The 21,711-nt window shown below is 69.2% G+C and carries 20 protein-coding genes and 1 tRNA gene; 8 read left to right on the top strand and 13 right to left on the bottom strand.

Going from position 1 to position 21,711, the window contains the following annotated elements:
- Positions 1–91: 91 nt before the first annotated feature.
- Both ACIREO_RS06215 and ACIREO_RS06210 read right to left on the bottom strand, forming a co-directional pair.
- Positions 92–1,711, bottom strand: a complete 1,620-nt coding sequence (locus tag ACIREO_RS06215) for an IS200/IS605 family accessory protein TnpB-related protein (RefSeq protein ID WP_404105719.1) — start codon at positions 1,709–1,711, stop codon at positions 92–94.
- A 152-nt stretch (positions 1,712–1,863) separates the two neighbouring features.
- Positions 1,864–2,388 carry a DUF1707 domain-containing protein gene (locus ACIREO_RS06210; protein ID WP_404105718.1) on the bottom strand — a complete coding sequence of 175 codons (525 nt, stop codon included), beginning with the start codon at positions 2,386–2,388 and terminating at the stop codon, positions 1,864–1,866.
- Positions 2,389–2,508: 120 nt separating this feature from the next.
- Here ACIREO_RS06210 and ACIREO_RS06205 point away from each other — a divergent pair, with 120 nt between their 5' ends.
- Positions 2,509–3,066 carry a GNAT family N-acetyltransferase gene (locus ACIREO_RS06205; protein WP_404105715.1) on the top strand — a complete coding sequence of 186 codons (558 nt, stop codon included), beginning with the start codon at positions 2,509–2,511 and terminating at the stop codon, positions 3,064–3,066.
- Positions 3,067–3,158: 92 nt separating this feature from the next.
- The gene (locus tag ACIREO_RS06200; RefSeq protein ID WP_404105713.1) at positions 3,159–3,623 is read left to right on the top strand and encodes a GNAT family N-acetyltransferase; all 465 of its coding nucleotides are present in this window, start codon (positions 3,159–3,161) and stop codon (positions 3,621–3,623) included.
- A 203-nt stretch (positions 3,624–3,826) separates the two neighbouring features.
- Here ACIREO_RS06200 and ACIREO_RS06195 read toward each other — a convergent pair.
- Positions 3,827–3,901 (bottom strand) — tRNA-Val (locus ACIREO_RS06195).
- A 198-nt stretch (positions 3,902–4,099) separates the two neighbouring features.
- Between ACIREO_RS06195 and ACIREO_RS06190 the strand changes: the two genes are divergently transcribed.
- The 4 genes from ACIREO_RS06190 to ACIREO_RS06175 all read left to right on the top strand — a co-directional run bounded on the left by ACIREO_RS06190 (position 4,100) and on the right by ACIREO_RS06175 (position 7,276).
- A complete protein-coding gene (locus ACIREO_RS06190; protein ID WP_404105710.1) occupies positions 4,100–4,873 on the top strand; it encodes a DUF4097 family beta strand repeat-containing protein in 774 nt (257 codons plus the stop codon).
- Between the two features lie 70 nt (positions 4,874–4,943).
- Complete coding sequence (locus ACIREO_RS06185; protein WP_404105708.1) at positions 4,944–6,311, top strand: hypothetical protein; 1,368 nt, start codon at positions 4,944–4,946, stop codon at positions 6,309–6,311.
- Between the two features lie 146 nt (positions 6,312–6,457).
- The gene (locus ACIREO_RS06180) at positions 6,458–7,045 is read left to right on the top strand and encodes a DUF4383 domain-containing protein (protein ID WP_404105707.1); all 588 of its coding nucleotides are present in this window, start codon (positions 6,458–6,460) and stop codon (positions 7,043–7,045) included.
- A gap of 9 nt (positions 7,046–7,054) precedes the next feature.
- Positions 7,055–7,276 carry a zinc ribbon domain-containing protein gene (locus ACIREO_RS06175; RefSeq protein WP_404105705.1) on the top strand — a complete coding sequence of 74 codons (222 nt, stop codon included), beginning with the start codon at positions 7,055–7,057 and terminating at the stop codon, positions 7,274–7,276.
- A 23-nt stretch (positions 7,277–7,299) separates the two neighbouring features.
- On the opposite strand, the gene ACIREO_RS06170 is transcribed toward ACIREO_RS06175, so the two are convergent.
- The 4 genes from ACIREO_RS06170 to ACIREO_RS06155 form a co-directional block, all read right to left on the bottom strand.
- Positions 7,300–7,959 carry an O-methyltransferase gene (locus ACIREO_RS06170; protein WP_404105702.1) on the bottom strand — a complete coding sequence of 220 codons (660 nt, stop codon included), beginning with the start codon at positions 7,957–7,959 and terminating at the stop codon, positions 7,300–7,302.
- Positions 7,960–8,054: 95 nt separating this feature from the next.
- A complete protein-coding gene (locus ACIREO_RS06165) occupies positions 8,055–8,918 on the bottom strand; it encodes an HAD family hydrolase (protein ID WP_404105699.1) in 864 nt (287 codons plus the stop codon).
- Complete coding sequence (locus tag ACIREO_RS06160; RefSeq protein WP_404105696.1) at positions 8,915–11,437, bottom strand: phosphoribosyltransferase; 2,523 nt, start codon at positions 11,435–11,437, stop codon at positions 8,915–8,917. The genes ACIREO_RS06165 and ACIREO_RS06160 overlap by 4 nt, the downstream gene beginning before the upstream one ends.
- Positions 11,438–11,445: 8 nt before the next feature.
- Positions 11,446–12,606 (bottom strand): HpcH/HpaI aldolase/citrate lyase family protein, encoded by a 1,161-nt coding sequence (locus tag ACIREO_RS06155; protein ID WP_404105693.1) that lies wholly within the window; start codon positions 12,604–12,606, stop codon positions 11,446–11,448.
- A gap of 221 nt (positions 12,607–12,827) precedes the next feature.
- Between ACIREO_RS06155 and ACIREO_RS06150 the strand changes: the two genes are divergently transcribed.
- Complete coding sequence (locus ACIREO_RS06150) at positions 12,828–13,721, top strand: TerD family protein (protein ID WP_404105691.1); 894 nt, start codon at positions 12,828–12,830, stop codon at positions 13,719–13,721.
- A gap of 33 nt (positions 13,722–13,754) precedes the next feature.
- Here the strand turns inward: ACIREO_RS06150 and ACIREO_RS06145 are convergent, their stop codons facing one another.
- The 6 genes from ACIREO_RS06145 to ACIREO_RS06120 form a co-directional block, all read right to left on the bottom strand.
- Positions 13,755–14,489: a Tellurium resistance gene (locus ACIREO_RS06145; RefSeq protein ID WP_404105689.1), complete on the bottom strand. Its 735-nt coding sequence runs from the start codon at positions 14,487–14,489 to the stop codon at positions 13,755–13,757.
- A 149-nt stretch (positions 14,490–14,638) separates the two neighbouring features.
- The gene (locus ACIREO_RS06140) at positions 14,639–15,772 is read right to left on the bottom strand and encodes a DUF475 domain-containing protein (RefSeq protein ID WP_404105686.1); all 1,134 of its coding nucleotides are present in this window, start codon (positions 15,770–15,772) and stop codon (positions 14,639–14,641) included.
- Between the two features lie 71 nt (positions 15,773–15,843).
- The gene (locus ACIREO_RS06135) at positions 15,844–16,419 is read right to left on the bottom strand and encodes a TerD family protein (protein ID WP_322985414.1); all 576 of its coding nucleotides are present in this window, start codon (positions 16,417–16,419) and stop codon (positions 15,844–15,846) included.
- 164 nt (positions 16,420–16,583) lie between these two features.
- A complete protein-coding gene (locus ACIREO_RS06130) occupies positions 16,584–17,159 on the bottom strand; it encodes a TerD family protein (RefSeq protein ID WP_404105683.1) in 576 nt (191 codons plus the stop codon).
- A gap of 220 nt (positions 17,160–17,379) precedes the next feature.
- A complete protein-coding gene (locus ACIREO_RS06125; protein ID WP_404105680.1) occupies positions 17,380–17,838 on the bottom strand; it encodes a peroxiredoxin in 459 nt (152 codons plus the stop codon).
- Between the two features lie 165 nt (positions 17,839–18,003).
- The gene (locus tag ACIREO_RS06120) at positions 18,004–18,441 is read right to left on the bottom strand and encodes a DUF3052 domain-containing protein (RefSeq protein ID WP_404105678.1); all 438 of its coding nucleotides are present in this window, start codon (positions 18,439–18,441) and stop codon (positions 18,004–18,006) included.
- Positions 18,442–18,922: 481 nt separating this feature from the next.
- On the opposite strand from ACIREO_RS06120, the gene aceE reads away from it, so the two are divergent.
- Positions 18,923–21,664, top strand: a complete 2,742-nt coding sequence (gene aceE / locus ACIREO_RS06115; RefSeq protein ID WP_404105675.1) for a pyruvate dehydrogenase (acetyl-transferring), homodimeric type — start codon at positions 18,923–18,925, stop codon at positions 21,662–21,664.
- Positions 21,665–21,711 lie beyond the last annotated feature (47 nt).

The raw sequence follows: 21,711 nt of genomic DNA, 5'->3' as shown, positions 1-21,711 counted from the left end.
ACACCGCAGCCAGCCGGCTCGCGGCACCCAAACCCGTGAACTGGTGCGGAAAACGACTCACGTGGTGCCAGAGCAACTCACAACCAGATCACTAGCCAGTGTGCATCAGTGAGTCCTGGACCCACTGATGTGTTCTGGGCGCATCCCGAACGGTGTTGGATGCGCTGGGTTGCCGCTTTCGCATCCCGTTCGGTGACACGCCTCTGGGGGCGTGGTCCGTGGCGGGTGGGCGGGTTCCCTCACGCCCTCGTGCACCTGGTGAGGCCTGGACGGTCCGATGCCCGTGCACATCGCTCTGGTGTGCACGGGGCGGTGTCGTCCGACGCCTGATCGGGTGTCCGAGAGCGCGTCGCCCGATCGCGATGCCGGCGGCATCGTGACGGGACATTCCGCGACGCGGGGTGACCAGCGGCTTCTGCCAGTGCTCACCACCCCACATCGACGTGTAGGCCGGGTCGACCGCGACAATGCTCAGGCCGTGTTCGGCGGCCATGGAGACAAGGCGGGCCTTGAGCTTCCCGGTCGGGAGCCCGGAGATCAGCTGCCGGAACCTCTTGCGGCGGCCGTGCTTCTCTCTCGTCTTCTCCGCAGCAAAGTCGAGGTCCTCGATCCCGATCGCTGCCACGCCGCACTGGGTGGCCCAGTGCAACAGGCGGGTCAGGGCGTGGCGGATCTGCGCGTCACGATGGGTGGCGGTGCCGGACAGGTCGTAGCCGAAGCGGCGCGGTTCACCGACCGGGTTGCCGTGCTTATCCAGTTGGTAGGCGGCGAAGTGGTCGGCGTTGGTGTCTACGCCGATCATGCCCCGGGCCCGGGCCGCCTCCAACGGGATGGTCTGCACGAGGGGGCGTTGCCAGGACGCGGTCAGATACCAGCGGCCCCGATCGGTGTCGAGGTGAATGCGGTAGGCGACAGATCGGTTCGCTGCGGCGCGGTCGGCCCACTCCACACCCCGGTGCGCGAACGCCACCGTCCCGGTCAGGGTGTAGCGGCCATGCGGAGCGTTGGCCAGATACGCAAGCGGGGCGGGCAGCTTGATGGACACCTCACCGGTGGGGGTGACGCGGATCGTCTCGTTCCCGAACCGCTTGCCCGACTCACCATCCGCCGCCAGAAACCACCGCTCCGCCTCCCACCGCTGACGCCACTGCCCCTTCGTGAGCCCGGCCTCGGCAAGATGGTGGCGGGTGTTGAACAGCCGCTTCCCGCCCCGCACGACCCGCACCCGCCCGGCCTCCCGGTCTGTGGCGGCGGCGGTGTGCCGGGCTTCCAGGGCGGTGAGGCGACGCGACTTCTGAAACCACTCCCACTTGGACCGATAGCCACCGGCCGCACGCTTGGTGCCCTTCTGCCCGATGGGGAGGGACAACCGGTACCGCAGTGTCTTGATGCCGGCTTCCAGCGACCGGATATGCGCGGCCTGGCAACGCCGGGCCAGCGCCCACTGGGCATGAGTGGCCTTCGTGATCGCCCCAGCGATCCTCGACGACGACTCACGGGTGAGATCGCGTTTGCGGGCCGCCCACGACTCCGCACTGTGCGCCAGGCCCTGCGCGCATCGGGCCCGGAGATCGCGGGAGGCCAGAGCACCCTGATGAGCTCCGACCGCTCGCAGGACTTCCTCGTCTTGGGGTGTCAGGTGCTTGAGCCGGTCCCGTACCGCCACCCCGGAAGGGTCGGGCACCACGAACGACGCCGCCAACTCCCGCACAACACCCCCCAACCCAGGCCTGCGTGCCTTACACCCCACACAACGAGCCACCACCACCAAGGTCACCCATACGACACCAGAACACCCGTTCCCGGCCTACCCCGACCGGCCACCGGACTCACTCGAAGGCACTACCACTCAGTCCTGCACACTCAACCCACAGCAGCTCGCGACCCCATGGCCCCGGATATCCGGATCGTCGGCCCGCCGGGGCGGGAGGGATGCCCGGCCTCGTAGCGGGAGTCCTTCCACCCGGTGTGCAGACCCTCGATGTCGACGGTCGCGTCGCGAGGCACCGTGATCTTGGCCTTGCCGGTGCCGAGCTGCAGCTCGGTGTCGACCACCGAATGCTCGATGACCGCCCGGGACAGGTCCAGATGCACCTTCCCGAACGCGGACTCGACCTTCAGTTGCCGGGGTACCCGCCATACACCGCGCCGCTGGATCCGTCCCGCGGCGGCGATCGTGGACGTGGTGCCCGCCTTCTCCTTCGGGAGCGAAGCCAGAGCCGCCCCGAGCTCGCTGTGCGACGTGACGGTCAGCACCCGGTGGAGACGTTCGTCCAGGTCCTCGTGCGAGATGTGCCCTTCGGCGTACGCCTCCTGCAGGCGCCGGACGGCCGTGTCGCGGTCGTCCTCGCTGATCAGTGGCGGCCGGTCTTCCGGCGTAGCGGTCACGTCCTCACTTTACTGGCGTGCCCTCGAACTGCGGGCTGAGTATGGTCAGGTCCGGCGCGTGGGTGCCACTGCCAGGGAGCGCGGCGAGCGCATCCGCGAGAACGTCCGAGGGGGCACCGCGTGACGCCGCAGCAGATCATCACGGTGGAGCGCTTGGACGGCTCGGCCGCCGCTCAGGCAGTGAACGCGTTCAGGCTCGTCTATGCCGACGTTTTCGCGGAACCGCCGTACAACGAGGCCGCCGACGACGTCGCAGCCGCGTTCCGGCGCTTTCACCTCCAGACCCGCAAGCGCGCCTTCCGTGGCGCCGTGGCCCGGACCGAGGACGGCGAGCCGGCCGGCATGGCGTACGGCCACCCCGTCCCACCTGACACAGGGTGGTGGGACGAGCTGACCGAGCCCGTCTCCGACGCCATGCGACGCGAGGACGGGCACCGCACCTTCGGCCTCATGGAACTCGCCGTACGCGGACCGTGGCGCGGGCAGGGTGTCGCACGGCGCCTGCACGAGACTTTGCTCGACGGCATCGAGGCCGAGCGGGTACTACTGAACGTCCACCCGGACAGCAAGGCGGCATCGGCCGCCTACCGAGCATGGGGCTACCGCAAGATCGGCGAGGCACGGCCGTGGGAGGGCCCGGGCCTCTACGACGTCATGCTGCTCGACCTGCGGGCATGACGACTGCCTACAGACGGCCCCGGTCGGTGTGGACCATGTAGAGCGCCGTAAGCCCCTCGGAGTGTCAGCGGCTGGTGGCAGACTCCCTCAGCATGAGTGATCAGGTGCGGTTGAGAGACGTCGGACAGGCCGATCTGGAGGAGTTCTTCGCACAGGAGCACGATGCCGAGGCTGTCCAGCGGTCGAATTTTCCGCCCCGGGAACGGGAAGCCTTCATGACCCACTGGACGACGAAGGTTCTTGGGGACCCCACCGTCTTCGTGCAGGCCGTCACCGTCGACGGAGAACTGGCGGGCAACGTGGTGGCGTGGTGGGGCGTGGGTCGGCGCTTCATCGGATACTGGCTCGGCAGGCAGTACTGGGGCCGTGGCATCGGTACGCAGGCACTGGCCCTGTTCCTGGAGCGGGAGAAGGCCCGCCCCCTGCACGCCGACCCCTTCATCGGGAACACCGGCTCTGTGCGACTTCTGGAGAAGCACGGCTTCCGGCCTGCCGAGACGGTTTGGTACGGCGAGCATGAACACATCATGTTGGTGCTCGACGAGAACCCCGCCTGAGCCCACCACGAACCCGCCGGCACCCCGCGAATGGCTCCCCTCCCGCCCCGGCGGTGAGCCGGGGAGCGCGCGACGAGCCGAGCGAGGAGCCTTGAACTCGTGGAGAAGGCTGCTACTCACGCCCAGCGCGACGCACCCGAGGGACTGCCGTCACCTACTACCGTCAACGCCCCCGCAGCGACTCGCTGCGGGGGCGTTCCGACTGGTGGGCGCGGGCAGTTTCGAACTGCCGACATCTGCTTTGTAAGAGCAGCGCTCTACCCCTGAGCTACGCACCCGTGGATGAGGCAACAGATTACATGCCGCGCGGCCCCCGTCGGCAATCCGGTTCCGCATCAGGCGCGGTCCCGGCCCCGGGAGCCGGCGGTACGGGGGATATCCCCACCCCCGAGACGGTAGCCGTCCGGATCGTCCCAGGGGTGGGCGCGTACATACGGTGGGGCCACACCGGCAGCGCTCTCAGGGGGACCCTCATCATGACCATCCGCACACGACGCACCGATTCACTCGTGGCCATCGCCGGGACCGCGCTTCTCGTGGCCGCGCTCAGTGGCTGCGGCAGTACGGACGCCGAGGACGCGCGCGCCGAGCACAAGTCGTTCGCCTTCGGCGGGAAGGCACTCACCATCGATGCCGAGAACTCGACCCTGGATCTCGTGCCCGCCGACGTCGAGCAGATCGAAGTGACCCGCCGGGTCGACGGGTGGGTCCTGCTGGGCAGCGGGCCGGACCCCGTGTGGAAGCTCGAGGGGGACGAGCTGCGGCTCGAGGTGAAGTGCCGGGCGATGATCAGCAACTGTGAGGCGCACCACGAGGTGAAGGTGCCCCGTGGGCTGGCCCTGACCGTGCAGGGGGACAACGGGAAGGTCACCGCGGCCGGCTTCAGTGCCCCGCTCAAGATCTCCTCCGACAACGGCGGGGTCCAGGTGCGTGACATGTCCGGGCCGCTGGAGCTGGGCTCCGACAACGGCTCGATCGAGGCCGAGCGGATCTCGGGGAGTTCCGTGATCGCCCGCTCGGACAACGGGTCGGTGAAGCTCGGGTTCAGCCGGGTCCCGGATCTGGTGGACACGGTGAGTGACAACGGGAGCATCTCCATCGACCTGCCGGCCGGGAGCAGTACGTACGCGGTGTCCGCCGAGGCCGACAACGGTGACGTCTCCGTCAGGGTGCCCCGCAGCGAGAACAGCGAGCACGTGGTGAAGGCGCGCAGTGACAACGGTGAAGTCACTGTCCGAAGTGCGAACTAACCGGCCCGTGCGTTCGTCCTAACTGGTGCGAGAATGAACCGGGCAGGGCGAATCGGCACGGGAGAGGGATGTGACGGCGACACACACGCGGCCGCAGGCGAAAGCGGGTGTTGGTTCCGCCGTCAGGGACGTCCTGGTGCTGATGCTGCTGCCGGTTCCCCTGGTCGTCGCGGCGTTGCCGGGTGCCTTCGCGGGTGGTGGCACGCGCCGCTGGTTCGGGGGGCGCGGGGAGAATCAGCGGGCCGACGCGCAGGCCGCGAAGGACGCTGCTGCCGCGGCCTTCTACGAGCTGGACACCGCCCAGCGCGATCTGCGGATCTCGATCGAGACGATCACCGCCGTGGACAGTTCGCCCCGCGGTCGCAAGGCCGTGGAGGACTTCGCGGCGCTGGGCCGGCGGATCGACGAGGTCAGCCACGAGTACATCACCGCGGTCGACGCCCACGATCTCGACCGGGATGATCTGGAGCCCTCGGCGGCGGCCGGTGCGCGGACCCAGCTGACCCGGGCCAAGGACGATCTCGTGCGGGTGAAGGGGGAGCTCGACCGGTTCGCCCAGGGGCTCGGGACGCTTCTCAGCAGTGCGGAGACCCAGCTCGCGCGGCTCGCTCCCGCTGTGGAGCGGGGCCGCCAGGCTCTGCTCGCCGCGAGTAACGCGCTGGACGCGGTACGCGCGTCAGGGCTGCGGGCCGATGATCTCGCGGCCCGGCTGGCGGCTCTCGCCCCGGAGCTGACCAAACTCAACCAGGGCGCGGGACAGCACGGTGTGGCGGAGACCCTGCAGCGCGCGGACAAGGTGCTGCGGGACGCCGAGGCGATCCGTGCGGAGGCGGACCAGCTTCCCGAGCGGGCCGCCGAGATCGATCGCAGGCTGGTGTCGCTGCGCACCAGGGCCCAGGCGCTGACGACGCGCGCCGGGCAGGTCGAGCCGGTGCTCAGCGAGCTCCGGCGGCGCTTCTCCGCCGCCTGCTGGCAGGACCTTCAGCCGGTTCCCGAGCAGGCGGTGGTCAATGTCCGGCAGGCCGAGGCGAAGCTGACCGAGGCCGCCGCGGCACGGTCCGAGCAGCGCTGGGCCGACGCGACGTCCCGGCTGAGTACGGTCCGGGCGCTGCTCAACGCGACCGATGAGGCGGTGTCCGCCGCCGGGGACCGTCTCCAGCGGCTCGACGCGGTGGCCAAGAACCCGCAGGCGGAGATCGACCGCACCCGGTTCGCGATCCGGGACGCCCAGCGCCTCGCCATGGCAGGGCGCCACACGCCCGATCCGCGTCATGCCCGCCCGCTGGACGACGCCGTGGCGCGGCTGGAGCGGGCGGTCGAGGGGCTGGACGGCCGCCACCCCGACTACTGGCATTTCCTCACCGAGACCGAGGCCGTGCGGCAGACGGCGAACCAGGTGGTCTCCGCGATCCGCGAGGAGCTGGGCGGCGGCACCTGAGCGTGCCGTGGGCGATACGGAGGACAAGGGCCGATCAGGGGATGGATCGGCCTGATTTGTCCCCGACAGCCGGTGGGCCGATCCTGGAGGTACGCAGCGTCTTCCGCTGAGGCGTCCCTGGCCGCGTACGGCCGAAGGAGGCCGTCATGGCCACACACGTCCTGCATCCCACCCGCCGGCACGGCGAGCAGCCCTCCCGCCGCAAGGCCGTCCTCGACGAGCACCTGCCGGTCGACCACGGCCTCAGCCAGGTCTACCGGGTGGGGGCGGGCCTGATGGGCCTGCTGCTCGTCGCCTTCGGCATCCTGGGGCTCATCGACCGTATCGGCTTCTTCGACACCGGCGGCGACACGGTGGCGGGGCTCAACACCAACGGCGCACTGAGCATCCTGTCCATCTGCGTCGGGCTGCTGCTCTTCGTCGGGATGGTCATCGGCGGGAACTTCGCCTCGACCCTGAACATGGTCCTGGGCATCGCCTTCATCCTCAGTGGCTTCGTGAATCTGGCGCTGCTGGACACCGGGCTGAACTTCCTGGCCTTCCAGATGCAGAACGTGCTGTTCAGCTTCGTGGTCGGGCTGCTGCTGATGATGTTCGGCATGTACGGGCGGGTCAGCGGCGGCCTGCCCCACGACAATCCGTACTGGCGCGCCCGTCACCCCGAGCAGGTCGCGAGGGAACAGCGCCGCGCACGCGTCCCGACGCCCGAGGTCGCCAGGGGAAAGAGGCTCTAATCTGGGGCCATGCCTCGTTACGAGTACCGCTGCCGCCCCTGCGGCGAGACGTTCGAACTCAGCCGCCCGATGGCCGAGTCATCCGATCCCGCCTCCTGCCCCTCCGGGCACGAGGACACCGTGAAGCTGCTCTCCACCGTGGCCGTTGGCGGCTCGGGTTCCTCCGCGCCTGCCGCCGCCCCGGCGGGCGGCGGCGGTGGCGGGTGCTGCGGTGGAGGCTGCTGCGGCTGACCTCGCCGCGGCGACCGCCGCCGCTACCTCCTACGCGAGAGCGTCAGCCCGTCCGACACCGTCAGCAGCACGCTCTCCATCCGGGCGTCGGCGACCACATGGTCGTTGAACCCCCTGATGGCGGCAGCTGCGCCGGTGGCCAGCGGATCGGTGACGCCTCCGGCAGAGAGGACGTTGTCGGTGACGACGAGCCCGCCGGGCCGCATCCGCGGGACCAGCTCCTCCCAGTACGCGATGTAGTTGCCCTTGTCCGCGTCCAGGTAGGCCATGTCGATGTGCGGCTCGGCCGGCATCGCCCGCAGGGTGTCGAGCGCGGGCGCGATCCGCAGGTCAATGCGGTCGGCGACGCCCGCCTTCTCCCATGCCTCCCGGCCGTACGCCGTCCACTCCTCGGAGATGTCGCAGGCGATCAGCACCCCGCCGGCGGGCAGCGCCTGGGCCATCGACAGCGCCGAGAAGCCGGTGAAGGTGCCGACCTCCACGATGTGCCGCACCCCCGTCAGGCGGACGAGGAAGGCGAGCAGCGGGCCCTGCTCCTGCGCGGACTGCATGCCCGCGTGGCCGGGAAGCTCGGCGTACGTGGTCTCCACGAGCCCCCGCTGCACCGCGTCCAGCGGAGGGTTGTGGGCCAGTGTGTACGCGTACAGGTCGTCGGTGATCCGGGTGGTGTTGCCTTTGGTCATGCGCGTCTCCCCTGGTCGTGCGGGCCTCTGCCGCTCTTCTCGGCCGCTCACCCTGCCAGAGTTCACTCACATGTGCTCGGAATTGTGGTGTGTGCTCAGCGGCCCGCCCGCTGGGGATCGGCGGCGCGCAGGAAGCGGCGCAGGATCTCCTCGCCCGCGGCGCCGCCCCGCTCCCGGAGCACCTCGGTGTTGGGGGCGCCCCAGCCGCAGTCGGCCAGCTCACCGTGGCCCGGGCGCCAGGCCCGGTCGGCGGCGAGCAGGAGGTCGGCGTCCAGGAGCGAGTCACCGGCGGCGAGCGTCAGCGTGGCGCCGCTGCGGCGGGCGACCTCCTGCATCGCGGCGCTCTTGGTGAGCGGCTTGGGTACGGCGTAGATCTTGCGGCCCTGGAGGGAGACGGTCCATCCCTTGACGTCGGCCCAGGCGGACAGCTCCTTGACCCAGCCCTCGGGGAGGGCGGCACGGTCCACGACGAGGTAGGCGAAGAGGTCTTCGGCGACCCGTTCCTTGAGCAGCCAGGAGGGGTCGCCCGCCGCCTGGAGGTGGGCACGGACCTCGGCGAGGGAGGCGCACTCGCCGGTGATCCGGCGGGCGACGTGGTCCTGCCAGTCCGGGTCGGAGACGCCGTCGACCAGGATGTGTCCGCCGTTGGCACAGATGGCGTACCGGGGGGCGGGTCCGGGCAGGTGGATGCGGCCGTACTGCTCCCGGGTCCTGGTGGTGGCCGGGACGAACACCGTGGTGCGGGCCAGTTCGTCGAGCAGTGCGGCGGCCGTCTCCGTCATGTAGCAGAGGGGCGCCCCTCCGTACACCTCCACGCAGAGCAGGCGGGGGGCCCGCTCGTCGGGCATGGTCAGCTGGAGGGACGCCGCCGAGTAGATGAGGGTGCGGTCGAGGTCGCTGGCCACCAGCGTCACGGGGGAGCCGGAGTCGCTCGCGGGTGTGTTCACGGTTTCGCTCACTTCGCCGTCACCGCCGTGCCGTCGGCGCCGGTGGCGCCGCGGGTGTACTTGGGGTGGATCAGCCCGACGCAGGTGTACGGGAGTTCCCCGACCTCCTCGACCGGGACCCCGCGCTGCTCGGCGAGCAGCCGTACGTGGTCGAGGTCGGCGCCGGCTCCCCGCTTGGCCAGGATCTTCCAGGGAACGCGGCGCAGCAGCACCCGGGTCGTCTCGCCGACACCGGGCTTGACCAGGTTCACGTCGTGGATGCCGTACTCCTCGCTGATGCGTTCGACGGCGGCCCAGCCCTCCCAGGTGGGGGCGCGGTCCGCGGCGAGCAGCTCCTTCGACTCGGCGTCCACGGCGCCGGCGACCTCGTCGAAGCGGGCGGCGACCGCGTCGAGGAACAGGCCGGAGACGTCGGTGTCAGCGAGTTCGCGGTAGAACTTCGCGCCGTGGAAGTCGTGCGGGCCGACCAGGTCGGAGCGCAGGACCGTGCGGGAGATCAGCCCGGACACCGTGGAGTTGAGGCAGGCCGACGGGATGAGGAAGTCCTCGCGCGTCCCGTAGGTCCGTACACAGCCGCCCGGGTCGGCCAGTACGGCGATCTCCGGGTTGAAGCCCCCGAACTCCTCCAGGGCCGCCGCGAGTTCGCGGGTGATGGCGCCCTTCCCCGTCCAGCCGTCGACGAAGACGACGTCCGCCGGGTCGTGGTGGGCGGCCAGCCAGCGCAGGGCGTTGGCGTCGATGCCTCGGCCCCGGACGATGGAGACGGCGTAGTGCGGCAGGTCGAGGCCGTGCCGGTGCTGGGCCCAGCGGCGCATGAGGACCCCGACGGGGGTTCCGGCCCGGGCGAGGGAGACCAGGACGGGGCGCGGCCCCCGTTCGGCGAGGACGGTCTCCGTGACGGTGCCGACGGCCCGGGCGATACGCGCGGCGGAGGTGGCCAGGGCCGCCTTGAAGAGCTCCTGGTACTGCGGGCTGGGCTGGTATTCGACGGGCAGCGATTCGGCGTAGTGCGCGCCGCCGCTCTGGATCGCCTCCTCTCGCTCCTCGGTGGGGGCCTCCAGGGCCGTGTCCGAGAGGTCCTGGAGCAGCCAGCCGACGTCTTCCGCCGCGTAGGAGGAGAAGGCGGGGCCCCGGAGGGGTTCGGGCAGCATGGCGGCTTCCTGCCTGTGGGAGGCCGGCGACGCGACGGTGCCGGCGGGCGCGGACGGGACGGTGCCGGGCGGCGACGGGACGTACGACGGGACGACCGCGAGCACGACCTGGTCGGTGTGGGCCGCGAGCCGGGCCAGCAGTCCGTCCGGTGCGTGCAGGGCGGGGGTGTCGGCCGCGGAGTCGACGACGGCGACGACGGCGTCGAATCCCGCGCCCGCGACGTTGTAGGCGTACCGGTCGCCCGGCCCGTCGGCCGGGTCGTCATGGGCGGGGAACACCAGGCGGCTGCGTATCGCGTACCCGGGGTCGTCGACGGCGAGCACGGGCGAGCGGGTGGTGGTGGAGTAGCGCACCTCGGCCGTGGTGGCGTCCTCCAGCGCGGTGCCGATCCGCAGAGGCGCGTACATCAGCTCCTCGAAGCCGAGGACGAGCACCCTGCGGGCGTCGCCCAGGGCGTCGGCGACACGGGCGGCCATGCCCGGGAGCGCGGCTTCCAGGGCCGCGCGGTGGACGGGTGTGAAGCCGTGGCGTCCGCCGTCGGGTACGCCAGCCGGCCAGTCCAGGGCGACGCGTGCGGGGACGGACCGTGGTGCGGGGGGCTCGTCGGTCGCATGGTCCGCTTCGTGCGCGGCGACCAGGCTCCGGCCCTTCTCCAGGACTCCCTCGGGCAGGCGCACGGTGCCCCGGGCGCGGGCCACCAGGTCGACGCGGGCGCCGATCTCCTCCGCGAATTCGGCGAGCCGCCCCTGGTCGGCCTCGGAGCGCATGTCCACCAGGGCGACGATGACGTAACGGTCCCGTGGGTAGCGCGCGTGGAGGGCCCGGATGGTGTTGAGCACGGTGTTGCCGGTGGAGAACTCGTCGTCGACCAGGACCAGCGGTGAGCCCTCCGCGGTGGCGTTCAGGAGGTCCGGGTCCTCGGGCAGCAGCAGATGGGAGGTGGCGTGCGAGTGCGCCTCCTCGAAGCCGCCCGCCGGTGCGACGCCTGCGACGGGGCGCCGGGTCGAGTGGAGATACGGAGCCACTCCGAGCCCGTCCGCGACGGCGTGTCCGAGGCCTGTCGCCGTCTCCGCGTAGCCGAGGACGACCGCGCGGCGGGCCTCCGCCTCGCCCAGCAGGTTCCGTACCCGCTCGCCGAGCTCGAAGCCCGCGCCGTGGACGACGGACGGCCGCTGCGGCACATGCTTGCCCAGGACGTTCGACACGAGCAGATGGGCCCGCTTCGGATTGCGGCGCAGGGCGAGGCCCAGCAGCTCCCGGAGCTCCCCGTCGCCGACGAGCTCGACCCCGAGCCGCCCTGCGACCCAGTTACCCGACCACTCCACGTCCACTGCCTCTTCTTCCCGTATGTGCTCGTCCGCCGGCCCGTGCCCGCCCATGTCCGCGCTCAGGCCGTCACACCGGCGGCCAGGAGATCCACGAACCCGATGTCCTCGCGGGCGACGCCGAAGACCTCTCCCCGCATCAGGGTCCGCTCGGCCCAGGCACGGTGGGGCTTCACTTCGTTCATCTTGTTCGTGTAGGCGGAGCGCAGCACTCCGCCGCCGCCCCGCTCAGGCCGCAGGATGTCCTCCGCGTCGCTGTACTCCTCGTGGCTGACGACCGACAGCGCGTGCACGGGCAGGACGTGGGAGGGATGGATGCAGGTCTTGCCCAGCAGCCCGTTGGCCCGGTCGAGCTCGATCTCGCGCAGCAGCCCGTCGAGGTCGTGCTCGATGAGCGCGGTGCGCAGCTCCTCGGCCTGGCCCATGAAGGGGCTGCGGCGCAGCTGTGGCTTGAACATCCGCTCCTGGAGCCGGAAGTACTCCCACACGGGCCCGGTGATGGTGAAGCCGGTGCCGTCCGCCCGGCCCAGCACGTTGACGACGTCACCGATGACGGCGCCGACGATCTGGACGTCGTACGCCGTCATGTCGGGGGCCCGGCGCAGGCCGTAGGCGGAGCAGAAGTCGGTGACGCCGAGCCGTAGCGCCAGGACGCGCTCGCGGTGCTTGTCGACGGTGCGGGCGATTCCCCGCAGGGTCTCGCCCCTGGTCTCCAGGTGCAGCAGCTCGGGCGATTCGAGTACGGGCATCGCGAAGAGCCGGTGTCCGCTGTGCGCTTCGGACGCGGTGAGGGCCTCCAGGAAGAGCTCCCCCCGCTCCTCCGTGAATTTCGGAAGTACGAATCCGGACAACAGTCGGACGGAGCTGCCGAGCCGCCGCACGAGGTCGGAGATCTGCTCCGGCTCACGGACCCTGATGAAGAGCAGCGGCACATCGGCGTCCCGCGTGTCGAGGTCGGCGAACTGACGGACCAGGTTGGCCTCGGCGCCGATCACTTCGGCGTCGTCGATGGAATCCTCCAGGCAGAGCACCATGGAGACGACTCCCTGACCGCGCAGCTTGATCACGTCCCCGGCCAGACCGGGCCGGGTCGCGGGGCTGTAGAGCGTGGCTCCCAGGGCCGCGGACAGCGTGCGGGAGGGGGAACCCGCGTCGAATTCGCACGGCTCCCTGAAGAACAGACCCTCCCGGACAGCGGGCGAGATATGCCCGAAATGACGCATGCTAATCCCCCGTACTGCCTGATGGACCGGACAACCGTATGGCCGGTAATAGTACGTTCGGACAGGTGTCGCCGGTTCCCCGTCCCTATGAACTTCAGGTGTCCCCGGCGTATCTCACACCCCGCGCGGCGCGCCTGCGTGCCCCCCGCGAACAGTGCCTGGCCTACTGGTTCGTACCCCCGCGTTGTCCGGACGCCCCCCCAGCAGGCAGGATGACCGCCATGACGCACGCGATGCTGAAGGGCTCGAACGTCCCACTCGATGCCATGGCCGTACGGGCCGTGCTGCGCTGGACCCCGGGCGCCGGGGTCCCTGATGTGGACGCCTCCGCCCTGCTGATCGACCCCTCCGGTCAGGTGCGTTCCGATGAGGACTTCGTCTTCTACAACCAGCCACGGCACCCTTCGGGCCTCGTGCGGCGTCTGCCCAAGCGCAGCGCCCCCGAAGGGCTCACGGACACGATCGAGGCGGATCTCTCCTCGCTCGACCCGTCCGTGGACCAGGTGGTGATCGCCGCGTCCTGCGACGAGGCGGCGTTCGAACGCGTGACGGACCTGCGGATATCGCTGTACGATGCGGCGTCCGCCGACGGTGAGCCGCTCGCGGAGTTCGATGTGCGGGCGGAGACCGGCGAGGAGACCGCCGTGATCTGCGGCGAGCTCTACCGGCGTGGTGACGGCTGGAAGTTCCGCGCGGTGGGGCAGGGGTACCCGACGGGCCTCGTCGGACTGGCCACAGCCTTCGGGATCTCGGTGGACGAGGCCGAAGCGGCCTCCGAGGCCGGCCCGCCGGCCGTGCCCAGCACTCCCGACGTGTCCGCCCCGGAGGCCACCGCGCCCGCACCGGAGTCCCAGGCCACGGTGCAGCACCAGCAGCCCGCTCCCGACTCCCAGGCCACGGTCCTGCACCAGCAGCCCGCATACGGCTACCCGCAGCCTTCCGTGACGCCCCAGCCGGCCTATGGCTACCCGCAACAGCCCGCGGCGGCCGCTCAGCCCGCATACGGCTATCCCCAGCCGGCGTACGGCTACCCGCAGCCTGCCGCGGCGGCGGCGCACGCCGCCGACCCGAATTTCGTGCTTCCCCCGCAGGGCCCGCAGTTCCTCCGGCCGTGAACCGGAGGCGCGGCCGCCCTTCACGGTGCGCACTCAGGTCCGAGTCTTGTAGCCGCGTCCCCACTGCATGCCGAAGCCGTACATCCGGTCCAGCTCCGACTGGAAGCCGTAGACGAACTTCACCTCCCTGCGCACGATCAGCTCGCCCTTGACGTTCTCCACGGTGAACACCGCGCAGGAGCGGGCCTGCGGGGCCCGTTCGTCCAGCTCGATCTCGATGCGCGGGCCGTTGCCCGGATAGAGCGTCACCTTGGCGTGCGTACGGTCGAAGGCGGGGGTCTGGTCGTAGATGTACACGAAGAACAGCAGGCGCTTGATCTCGTCGCGCTTGTCGAGGTTCACATAGACGGTCTCGCCCGACGGCGCCCCGAAACGGTCGTCGCCGCTGAGCCTGATGTACGGCGCCGCGTTCAGGTCGCCGATGAGGTTGCCCAGGGGCTGCACCACACCCTTCGTCCCGTCCGCCAGTTCGTACATGCAGCCCAGGTCCAGGTCGACGTTGACCATGCCCTGGGTGTGCGCCTGGACCACGTCCGGCTGGAAGAGCTTCAGCGGACGCAGCAGCCGGCCGCCCTCCCGCGACCTTCCGCCGATGTCCGACGTACGCATGCGCCATGACAGGTTGACGCGCAGATTGCCCGACAGCGCGCCCTGCTTGTTCAGCGAGACCGTGGCATTGCGCTTGGACAGCACGATCGAGTTCGTCGCGGAGTTACCCGACTCGAACTGCGCGGCCCGCCGCGGAAACAGGCCGTCCCAGAAGGCCATCCCAACCCCCCACATGTATCGGTAGTACCGCCCGACCCCGCACGCCCCGCACGTCACTGCGGGGCGGCCGCCGGGCCGGGTCCGGGTGTTCCCGGAGAACCGCCGCCGTGGCCGCCCCACAGAGAGAGCGTTCCTCAATCCCTACCGGGTCACACCCCGGAGGACACTTCCACCTTGGAATCGCCGCCGGCCGCGGCGATGGCCTTGTTGCGCCGCACCGAGGACCAGAAGGACCAGCCGATCAGGATGACCCCGACGGAACCGGTGATGAGCTCGTTGATCTCGTACTGGATGGTGACGAGCAGGATGACCGACAGGGCGCCGATCGCGTAGTGCGCGCCGTGCTCCAGGTAGACGTAGTCGTCCAGGGTGCCCTGGCGGACCAGGTACACGGTGAGCGAACGGACGTACATGGCGCCGATGCCGAGGCCGAGCGCCATCAGGACGATCTCGTTGGTGATGGCGAAGGCGCCGATGACACCGTCGAACGAGAAGGACGCGTCGAGGACCTCGAGGTAGAGGAACATGAAGAACGCGGCCTTGCCGGCGAGGACCACCGCGGAGGGGGACTTGCCGGACTTCCTGGCCTCTTCCTCGGCCTCGTGCTCGCGCTCTTCCTCCTCCTCGAGCTTGTTCTCGAAGAATCCGGAGAGACCGCCGACCACGAGGTAGGTGATGAGGCCCGCGATGCCGGAGAGCATGACGGTCGACGCCTTGTCGGCGTGCCCGCCGCCGTGCTGGTGCGCGTGGGTCGCGAACGTCAGGGCCGCGATCAGCAGGACGATCAGGGCGACGCAGACCGACAGCATGTCGACCTTGCCGAGCTTGGCGAGCGGACGCTCGATCCAGCGCAGCCACTGGATGTCACGGTCCTCGAAAATGAAGTCGAGGAAGATCATGAGCAGGAACATTCCACCGAACGCGGCGATCGACGGATGGGCGTCCGTCACCAGTTCCTTGTACCTGTCGGGGTCGTTGAACGAGAGGTCGATGGCCTCGATCGGCCCCAGCTGAGCACTGATGGCCACGATCACGACGGGGAACACCAGCCGCATACCGAAGACCGCGATGAGAACACCGACGGTGAGGAAGATCTTCTGCCAGAAGGCACTCATCTTCTTCAGGATTCCGGCGTTGATCACCGCGTTGTCGAAGGACAGCGAGATCTCCAGGACCGACAGGATCGCGACTACGCCGAACGCCTGCCACCCCCCGTAGAACACCGCTGCGACCAGGCCGAGCGCGGTAATCGCGAACGACCAGCCGAAGGTTTTCAGAAGCACTGGCTACCCCATCGTGTATGTAACGGGTCTCCCCCGGTTGGGTAAGGGGTTCCCCCGCGCCGTGCGCGGCTTTACGAAACGTTGACCCCGAAGTCTAGAGCGATGCCCCGGAGCCCTGACGCGTACCCCTGCCCGACTGCACGGAATTTCCACTCGCCGCCATATCGGTAGAGCTCACCGAAGATCATCGCCGTCTCCGTCGACGCGTCCTCACTGAGGTCGTACCGTGCCAGCTCCTGGCCGTCCGCCTGGTTCACCACGCGGATGAAGGCATTGGCCACCTGCCCGAAGGTCTGCCCACGATTGTCGGCTTCATGGATGGAAACCGGGAAAAGAATCTTGTCGCAGTGGGCCGGCACCTGCGTGAGGTTCACGATGACGGACTCGTCGTCGCCCTCGCCCTCCCCCGTGAGGTTGTCGCCGGTGTGCTCGACGGAGCCGTCGGGGCTGGTGAGGTTGTTGTAGAACACGAACCACTCGTCGCCGAGGACCCGGCCCGACTGGCACAGCAGTGCGCTGGCGTCGAGGTCGAAGTCGGCTCCCGTCGTGGATCGTGCGTCCCAGCCGAGCCCCACCAGTACCTGGGTGAGATTGGGTGCGGCCTTGGAGAGGGAGACATTGCCTCCCTTGGCGAGCGTGACGCCCATGGTGTGTCCTCCCCGAGTCGATGGACGGTCTTACGACCTCGTTGCGGCCCGGCACAGGCGCCTGACGGGCGCGGGGCGCTCTGCCGAGCACGTCCGGCGTCGCACCGTGGTGCGACGCCGGACGCGATGGAGCTGAAGGTGTCCGGAGGGCTCTCCGGACCGGCTCAGACGTTGACGCCGAAGTCCTGCGCGATGCCGCGCAGGCCCGAGGCATACCCCTGGCCGATGGCGCGGAACTTCCACTCCGCGCCGTTGCGGTAGAGCTCGCCGAAGACCATGGCGGTCTCCGTCGAGGCGTCCTCGCTCAGGTCGTAACGGGCGAGCTCGGTGTTGTCCGCCTCGTTCACCACGCGGATGTAGGCGTTGCGCACCTGGCCGAAGCTCTGCTGACGGCTCTCGGCCTCGTAGATCGAGACCGGGAAGACGATCTTGTCGACGTCGGCCGGGACACCGGCCAGGTTGACCTTGATGACCTCGTCGTCGCCCTCGCCCTCACCGGTGAGGTTGTCACCGGTGTGCTCGACCGAGCCGTCGGGGCTCTTGAGGTTGTTGAAGAAGACGAAATTCCCGTCGCTGCCGACCTTGCCCTCGGCGTTCGTCAGCAGAGCGCTGGCGTCGAGGTCGAAGTCACCGCCGGTGGTCGTCCGGGCATCCCAGCCCAGACCGACGATGACCGCCGTCAGGTTCGGCGCGGCCTTGGTCAGCGAGACGTTGCCGCCCTTGCTGAGGCTGACTCCCACGAGTCCTCCAAAAGTTTTGAGAGGGCCGGCAGACACCAGCGCCCCCGTCGTGCGTTGGCATAGGATCAACGATTGGATCCTAGTGACCGGTTCCCGGCCAAAACAGGCTTTTGGCCGGTCGCCGCCAGGAGATCCCCGGATCCGGCGGCTCGCAAACCCCGGATCCCGCACATCCCGGACCCGGATCCCACGTGGGGCCGGTCCCCGGGACCTCCGGGAATCAGATCGAGTCGAGCGCCTTGATGTAGTCGTTCAGGTCACGCGCATCCGGCAGGCCGTTGACGACCGTCCAGCGGACCACGCCCTCCTTGTCGATGATGAACGTGCCGCGCACCGCGCAGCCCTTGTCCTCGTCGAAGACTCCGTACGCCCGCGAGGTCTCCCCGTGCGGCCAGAAGTCCGAGAGCAGCGGGTACTCGAGGCCCTCCTGCTCGGCGAAGACACGCAGGGTGTGGATCGAGTCGTTGGAGACGGCGAGCAGCTGGGTGTCGTCGTTCTCGAATTTCGGCAGCTCGTCGCGGAGCGCGCACAGCTCCCCCGTGCAGACACCGGTGAAGGCGAAGGGGTAGAAGAGCAGCACCACGTTCTTCTCGCCACGGTAATCGGAGAGCTTCACGGTGCGCCCGTGGTTGTCCTTCAGCTCAAAATCCGGAGCCTTCGTGCCGGCCTCGATCGCCATGTAAAACGCATCCCTTCACAAACGTCACACTTCCCCGGTCTGGGCCGTCCGGGTGACACCCACCCTACGCAGCGTCCGCAGAAGGACCTGGGCAGGTCCGCACCGGCACGTACGAAGACCCCCGGCGGCGTGGTGCCGTCGGGGGTCTCGGTGATGAAAGAGCTCTCAGCGCTTGGCCGGGGCCCCCTTGGGCGTGACCAGACGGCTGCCCGTCCAGTCCTTACCCGCGCTGATGCTCTTGGTCTGGGCGAGACCAGCTGTCTGGGCAGCCTCGTTGATGTCGCTCGGCTCGACGTATCCGTCGCGGCCGGTCTTGGGCGTCAGCAGCCAGACCGCCCCACCGTCCTCGATCAGACCAATGGCATCCACCAGCGCGTCCGTAAGGTCGCCGTCCTCGTCGCGGAACCAGAGCAGGACGACGTCAGCGACGTCGTCGTACTCCTCGTCGACGAGTTCCTGGCCGATTGTGGCCTCAATGCCCTCACGGAGCTCCTGCTCGACGTCGTCGTCGTAGCCGATCTCCTGGACCACCTGTCCGGGTTCGAACCCAAGCCTTGCGGCCGTGTTGGTCCGTTCCTCCGCGTGGTCCGCGGTCGCGCTCACGGGTTGCCTCCTGATCATGTTTCGGAAAATGCTTCAGCCACGCGCGTGCGCGGGGCATTGGCCGTAGTCCACACGGGCTCGGCGAATCGCGCAAGTACCCGGTGTGCGAGACCGCCTAAACGGTGACGTTCCATGCCACGTCGCCGCAAGTGCCGGCATGTCTCCTGCGGGGCCGGAAATGGTGTCCGGACCCTTTACGTCCTTCCTCAGCTTATGCCGTTTCGCTCCACCATTCGGATTCGAACGGGCTTTGGGAACGCTTGGCCGAGTTGGGCGTATGGTTGCGGTTTGGGCAGGACCGCCCTCTCGCTGCTGGTACTGGTGCCCGGACACGGCGTCCGGGAACCTTGGGTTACCCCACGGTAGAGATGACGTCTGGGTCCTCGCGGTACACGATGGAGGCGGCGTACAGCAGCCAGCCCGGGGGTACGTTCCCCGCAACCAGGCCCCGAAGAGCACCACCGAACAGCGAAGGAACAGCGTGGCTTCCGGATCCGATCGCAACCCGATCATCATTGGCGGCCTTCCGAGCCAGGTCCCGGACTTCGATCCTGAAGAGACCCAGGAATGGCTCGACTCCCTCGACGCCGCCGTCGACGAGCGCGGCCGTGAGCGGGCCCGCTATCTGATGCTCCGGCTCATCGAGCGCGCGCGAGAGAAGCGCGTGGCCGTGCCCGAGATGCGCAGCACCGACTACATCAACACGATCGCCACGAAGGACGAGCCGTTCTTCCCCGGCGACGAGGAGATCGAGCGCAAGGTCCTCAACGCGACCCGGTGGAACGCCGCGGTGATGGTCTCCCGCGCCCAGCGTCCCGGGATCGGTGTCGGCGGTCACATCGCCACCTTCGCCTCATCCGCCTCGCTGTACGACGTGGGCTTCAACCACTTCTTCCGCGGCAAGGACGACGGCCTCGGCGGCGACCAGATCTTCTTCCAGGGACACGCGTCCCCGGGCATCTACGCCCGCGCCTTCCTGCTCGACCGGCTGAGCGAGGCGCAGCTCGACGGCTTCCGCCAGGAGAAGTCGAAGGCGGGACACGCGCTGTCCAGCTATCCGCACCCGCGGTCGATGCCGGACTTCTGGGAGTTCCCGACCGTCTCGATGGGCCTCGGCCCGCTCGGTGCGATCTACCAGGCGCGGATGAACCGCTACATGGAGGCACGCGGCATCGCCGACACCTCCAAGTCGCACGTCTGGGCCTACCTCGGCGACGGCGAGATGGACGAGCCCGAGTCCCTCGGCCAGCTCTCCATCGCCGCCCGTGAGGGCCTGGACAACCTCACCTTCGTGGTGAACTGCAACCTGCAGCGCCTCGACGGACCGGTGCGCGGCAACGGCAAGATCATCCAGGAGCTGGAGTCGCAGTTCCGCGGCGCCGGCTGGAACGTCATCAAGCTGGTCTGGGACCGCTCCTGGGACCCGCTGCTCGCGCAGGACCGCACGGGCATCCTGGTCAACAGGCTGAACACGACCCCGGACGGCCAGTTCCAGACGTACGCCACCGAGACCGGGGCGTACATCCGCGACCACTTCTTCGGCGACGACCCGCGGCTGCGCGAGATGGTCAAGGACATGTCCGACCACCAGATCCTGCACCTGGGGCGCGGCGGCCACGACCACCGGAAGGTCTACGCGGCGTACGCGGCGGCCAAGGCCCACAAGGGCCAGCCGACCGTGATCCTGGCGCAGACGGTCAAGGGCTGGACGCTCGGGCCGAACTTCGAGGGCCGCAACGCGACCCACCAGATGAAGAAGCTCACGGCCGACGACCTCAAGCGTTTCCGTGACCGCCTGCACATCCCGATCGCGGACAAGCAGCTGGAGGACGGCAACCCGCCGTACTACCACCCGGGCCGCGACTCGGAGGAGATCCAGTACATGCACGACCGCCGCCAGGGTCTGGGCGGTTACGTCCCGACGCGTGTGGTGCGTGCGAAGCCGCTGCCCCTCCCCGACGAGAAGGCGTACGCGACCGCGAAGAAGGGTTCGGGTCAGCAGTCGATCGCCACGACCATGGCGTTCGTCCGTGTCCTGAAGGACCTCATGCGGGACAAGGAGATCGGCAAGCGTTTCGTGCTGATCGCACCCGATGAGTACCGCACCTTCGGCATGGACGCGTTCTTCCCGAGCGCGAAGATCTACAACCCGCTCGGCCAGCAGTACGAGTCCGTGGACCGCGAGCTGCTCCTCGCGTACAAGGAGTCGCCGACCGGTCAGATGCTGCACGACGGCATCTCCGAGGCCGGCTGCACGGCCTCGCTGATCGCCGCCGGTTCGGCGTACGCCACGCACGGCGAGCCGCTGATCCCGGTGTACGTCTTCTACTCGATGTTCGGTTTCCAGCGCACCGGTGACCAGTTCTGGCAGATGGCCGACCAGCTCGCGCGCGGATTCGTCCTGGGCGCGACCGCCGGCCGTACGACGCTGACCGGTGAGGGCCTCCAGCACGCGGACGGCCACTCACAGCTGCTCGCGTCGACGAACCCGGCCTGTGTCTCGTACGACCCGGCGTTCGGGTACGAGATCGCGCACATCGTCAAGGACGGCCTGCGCCGGATGTACGGCGGGGCCCCCGAGGAGAACGAGGACGTCTTCTACTACCTCACCGTCTACAACGAGCCGATCCAGCATCCCGCCGAGCCCGCCGATGTGGATGTCGAGGGCATCCTCAAGGGAGTGCACCGCTACCGCGCCGGCGAGAAGGGCCAGATCCCCGCCCAGATCATGGCGTCGGGTGTCGCCGTCCCGTGGGCGGTCGAGGCCCAGCGGATCCTCGCCGAGGAGTGGAACGTGAAGGCGGACGTCTGGTCGGCGACCTCCTGGAACGAGCTGCGCCGTGAGGCGGTGGAGCTGGAGCGCCACAACCTGCTCCACCCGGAGGAAGAGCAGCGCGTCCCGTATGTGACGCAGAAGCTCTCCGGCTCCGAGGGCCCGTTCGTGGCGGTCTCCGACTGGATGCGTTCCGTGCCCGACCAGATCTCCCGCTGGGTCCCCGGCGCGTACCAGTCGCTGGGTGCGGACGGGTTCGGCTTCGCCGACACCCGGGGTGCGGCCCGCCGCTTCTTCCACATCGACGCGCAGTCGATCGTGCTGGCGGTGCTGACCGAGCTGGCGAAGGAAGGCAAGATCGACCGTTCGGCGCTGAAGACGGCGCTGGACCGCTACGAGCTGCTGGACGTGGCCGCCGCGAGCCCCGGCGCGGTGGGCGGCGACGCGTAAGGAACACGGTTCCTCGATAGGGGCGGCGGAGCTTCACGGCTCCGCCG

The organism is Streptomyces sp. NPDC102441, from assembly GCF_044765585.1.
In the GTDB taxonomy this organism is placed as follows: domain Bacteria; phylum Actinomycetota; class Actinomycetes; order Streptomycetales; family Streptomycetaceae; genus Streptomyces.
Note: the sequence above shows the minus strand (reverse complement) of the source record. Positions and strands in the feature narration are given on the sequence as shown.

Coding starts and splice junctions, on each gene's coding strand:
- ACIREO_RS06125 (WP_404105680.1), bottom strand. CDS start 17,838: ATGGCGATCGAGGCCGGCACGAAGGCTCCGGATTTTGAGCTGAAGGAC.
- ACIREO_RS06190 (WP_404105710.1), top strand. CDS start 4,100: ATGACCATCCGCACACGACGCACCGATTCACTCGTGGCCATCGCCGGG.
- ACIREO_RS06160 (WP_404105696.1), bottom strand. CDS start 11,437: ATGGGCGGGCACGGGCCGGCGGACGAGCACATACGGGAAGAAGAGGCA.
- ACIREO_RS06170 (WP_404105702.1), bottom strand. CDS start 7,959: ATGACCAAAGGCAACACCACCCGGATCACCGACGACCTGTACGCGTAC.
- ACIREO_RS06155 (WP_404105693.1), bottom strand. CDS start 12,606: ATGCGTCATTTCGGGCATATCTCGCCCGCTGTCCGGGAGGGTCTGTTC.
- ACIREO_RS06145 (WP_404105689.1), bottom strand. CDS start 14,489: ATGGCCTTCTGGGACGGCCTGTTTCCGCGGCGGGCCGCGCAGTTCGAG.
- ACIREO_RS06180 (WP_404105707.1), top strand. CDS start 6,458: ATGGCCACACACGTCCTGCATCCCACCCGCCGGCACGGCGAGCAGCCC.
- ACIREO_RS06200 (WP_404105713.1), top strand. CDS start 3,159: ATGAGTGATCAGGTGCGGTTGAGAGACGTCGGACAGGCCGATCTGGAG.
- ACIREO_RS06175 (WP_404105705.1), top strand. CDS start 7,055: ATGCCTCGTTACGAGTACCGCTGCCGCCCCTGCGGCGAGACGTTCGAA.
- ACIREO_RS06135 (WP_322985414.1), bottom strand. CDS start 16,419: ATGGGCGTCACGCTCGCCAAGGGAGGCAATGTCTCCCTCTCCAAGGCC.
- ACIREO_RS06150 (WP_404105691.1), top strand. CDS start 12,828: ATGACGCACGCGATGCTGAAGGGCTCGAACGTCCCACTCGATGCCATG.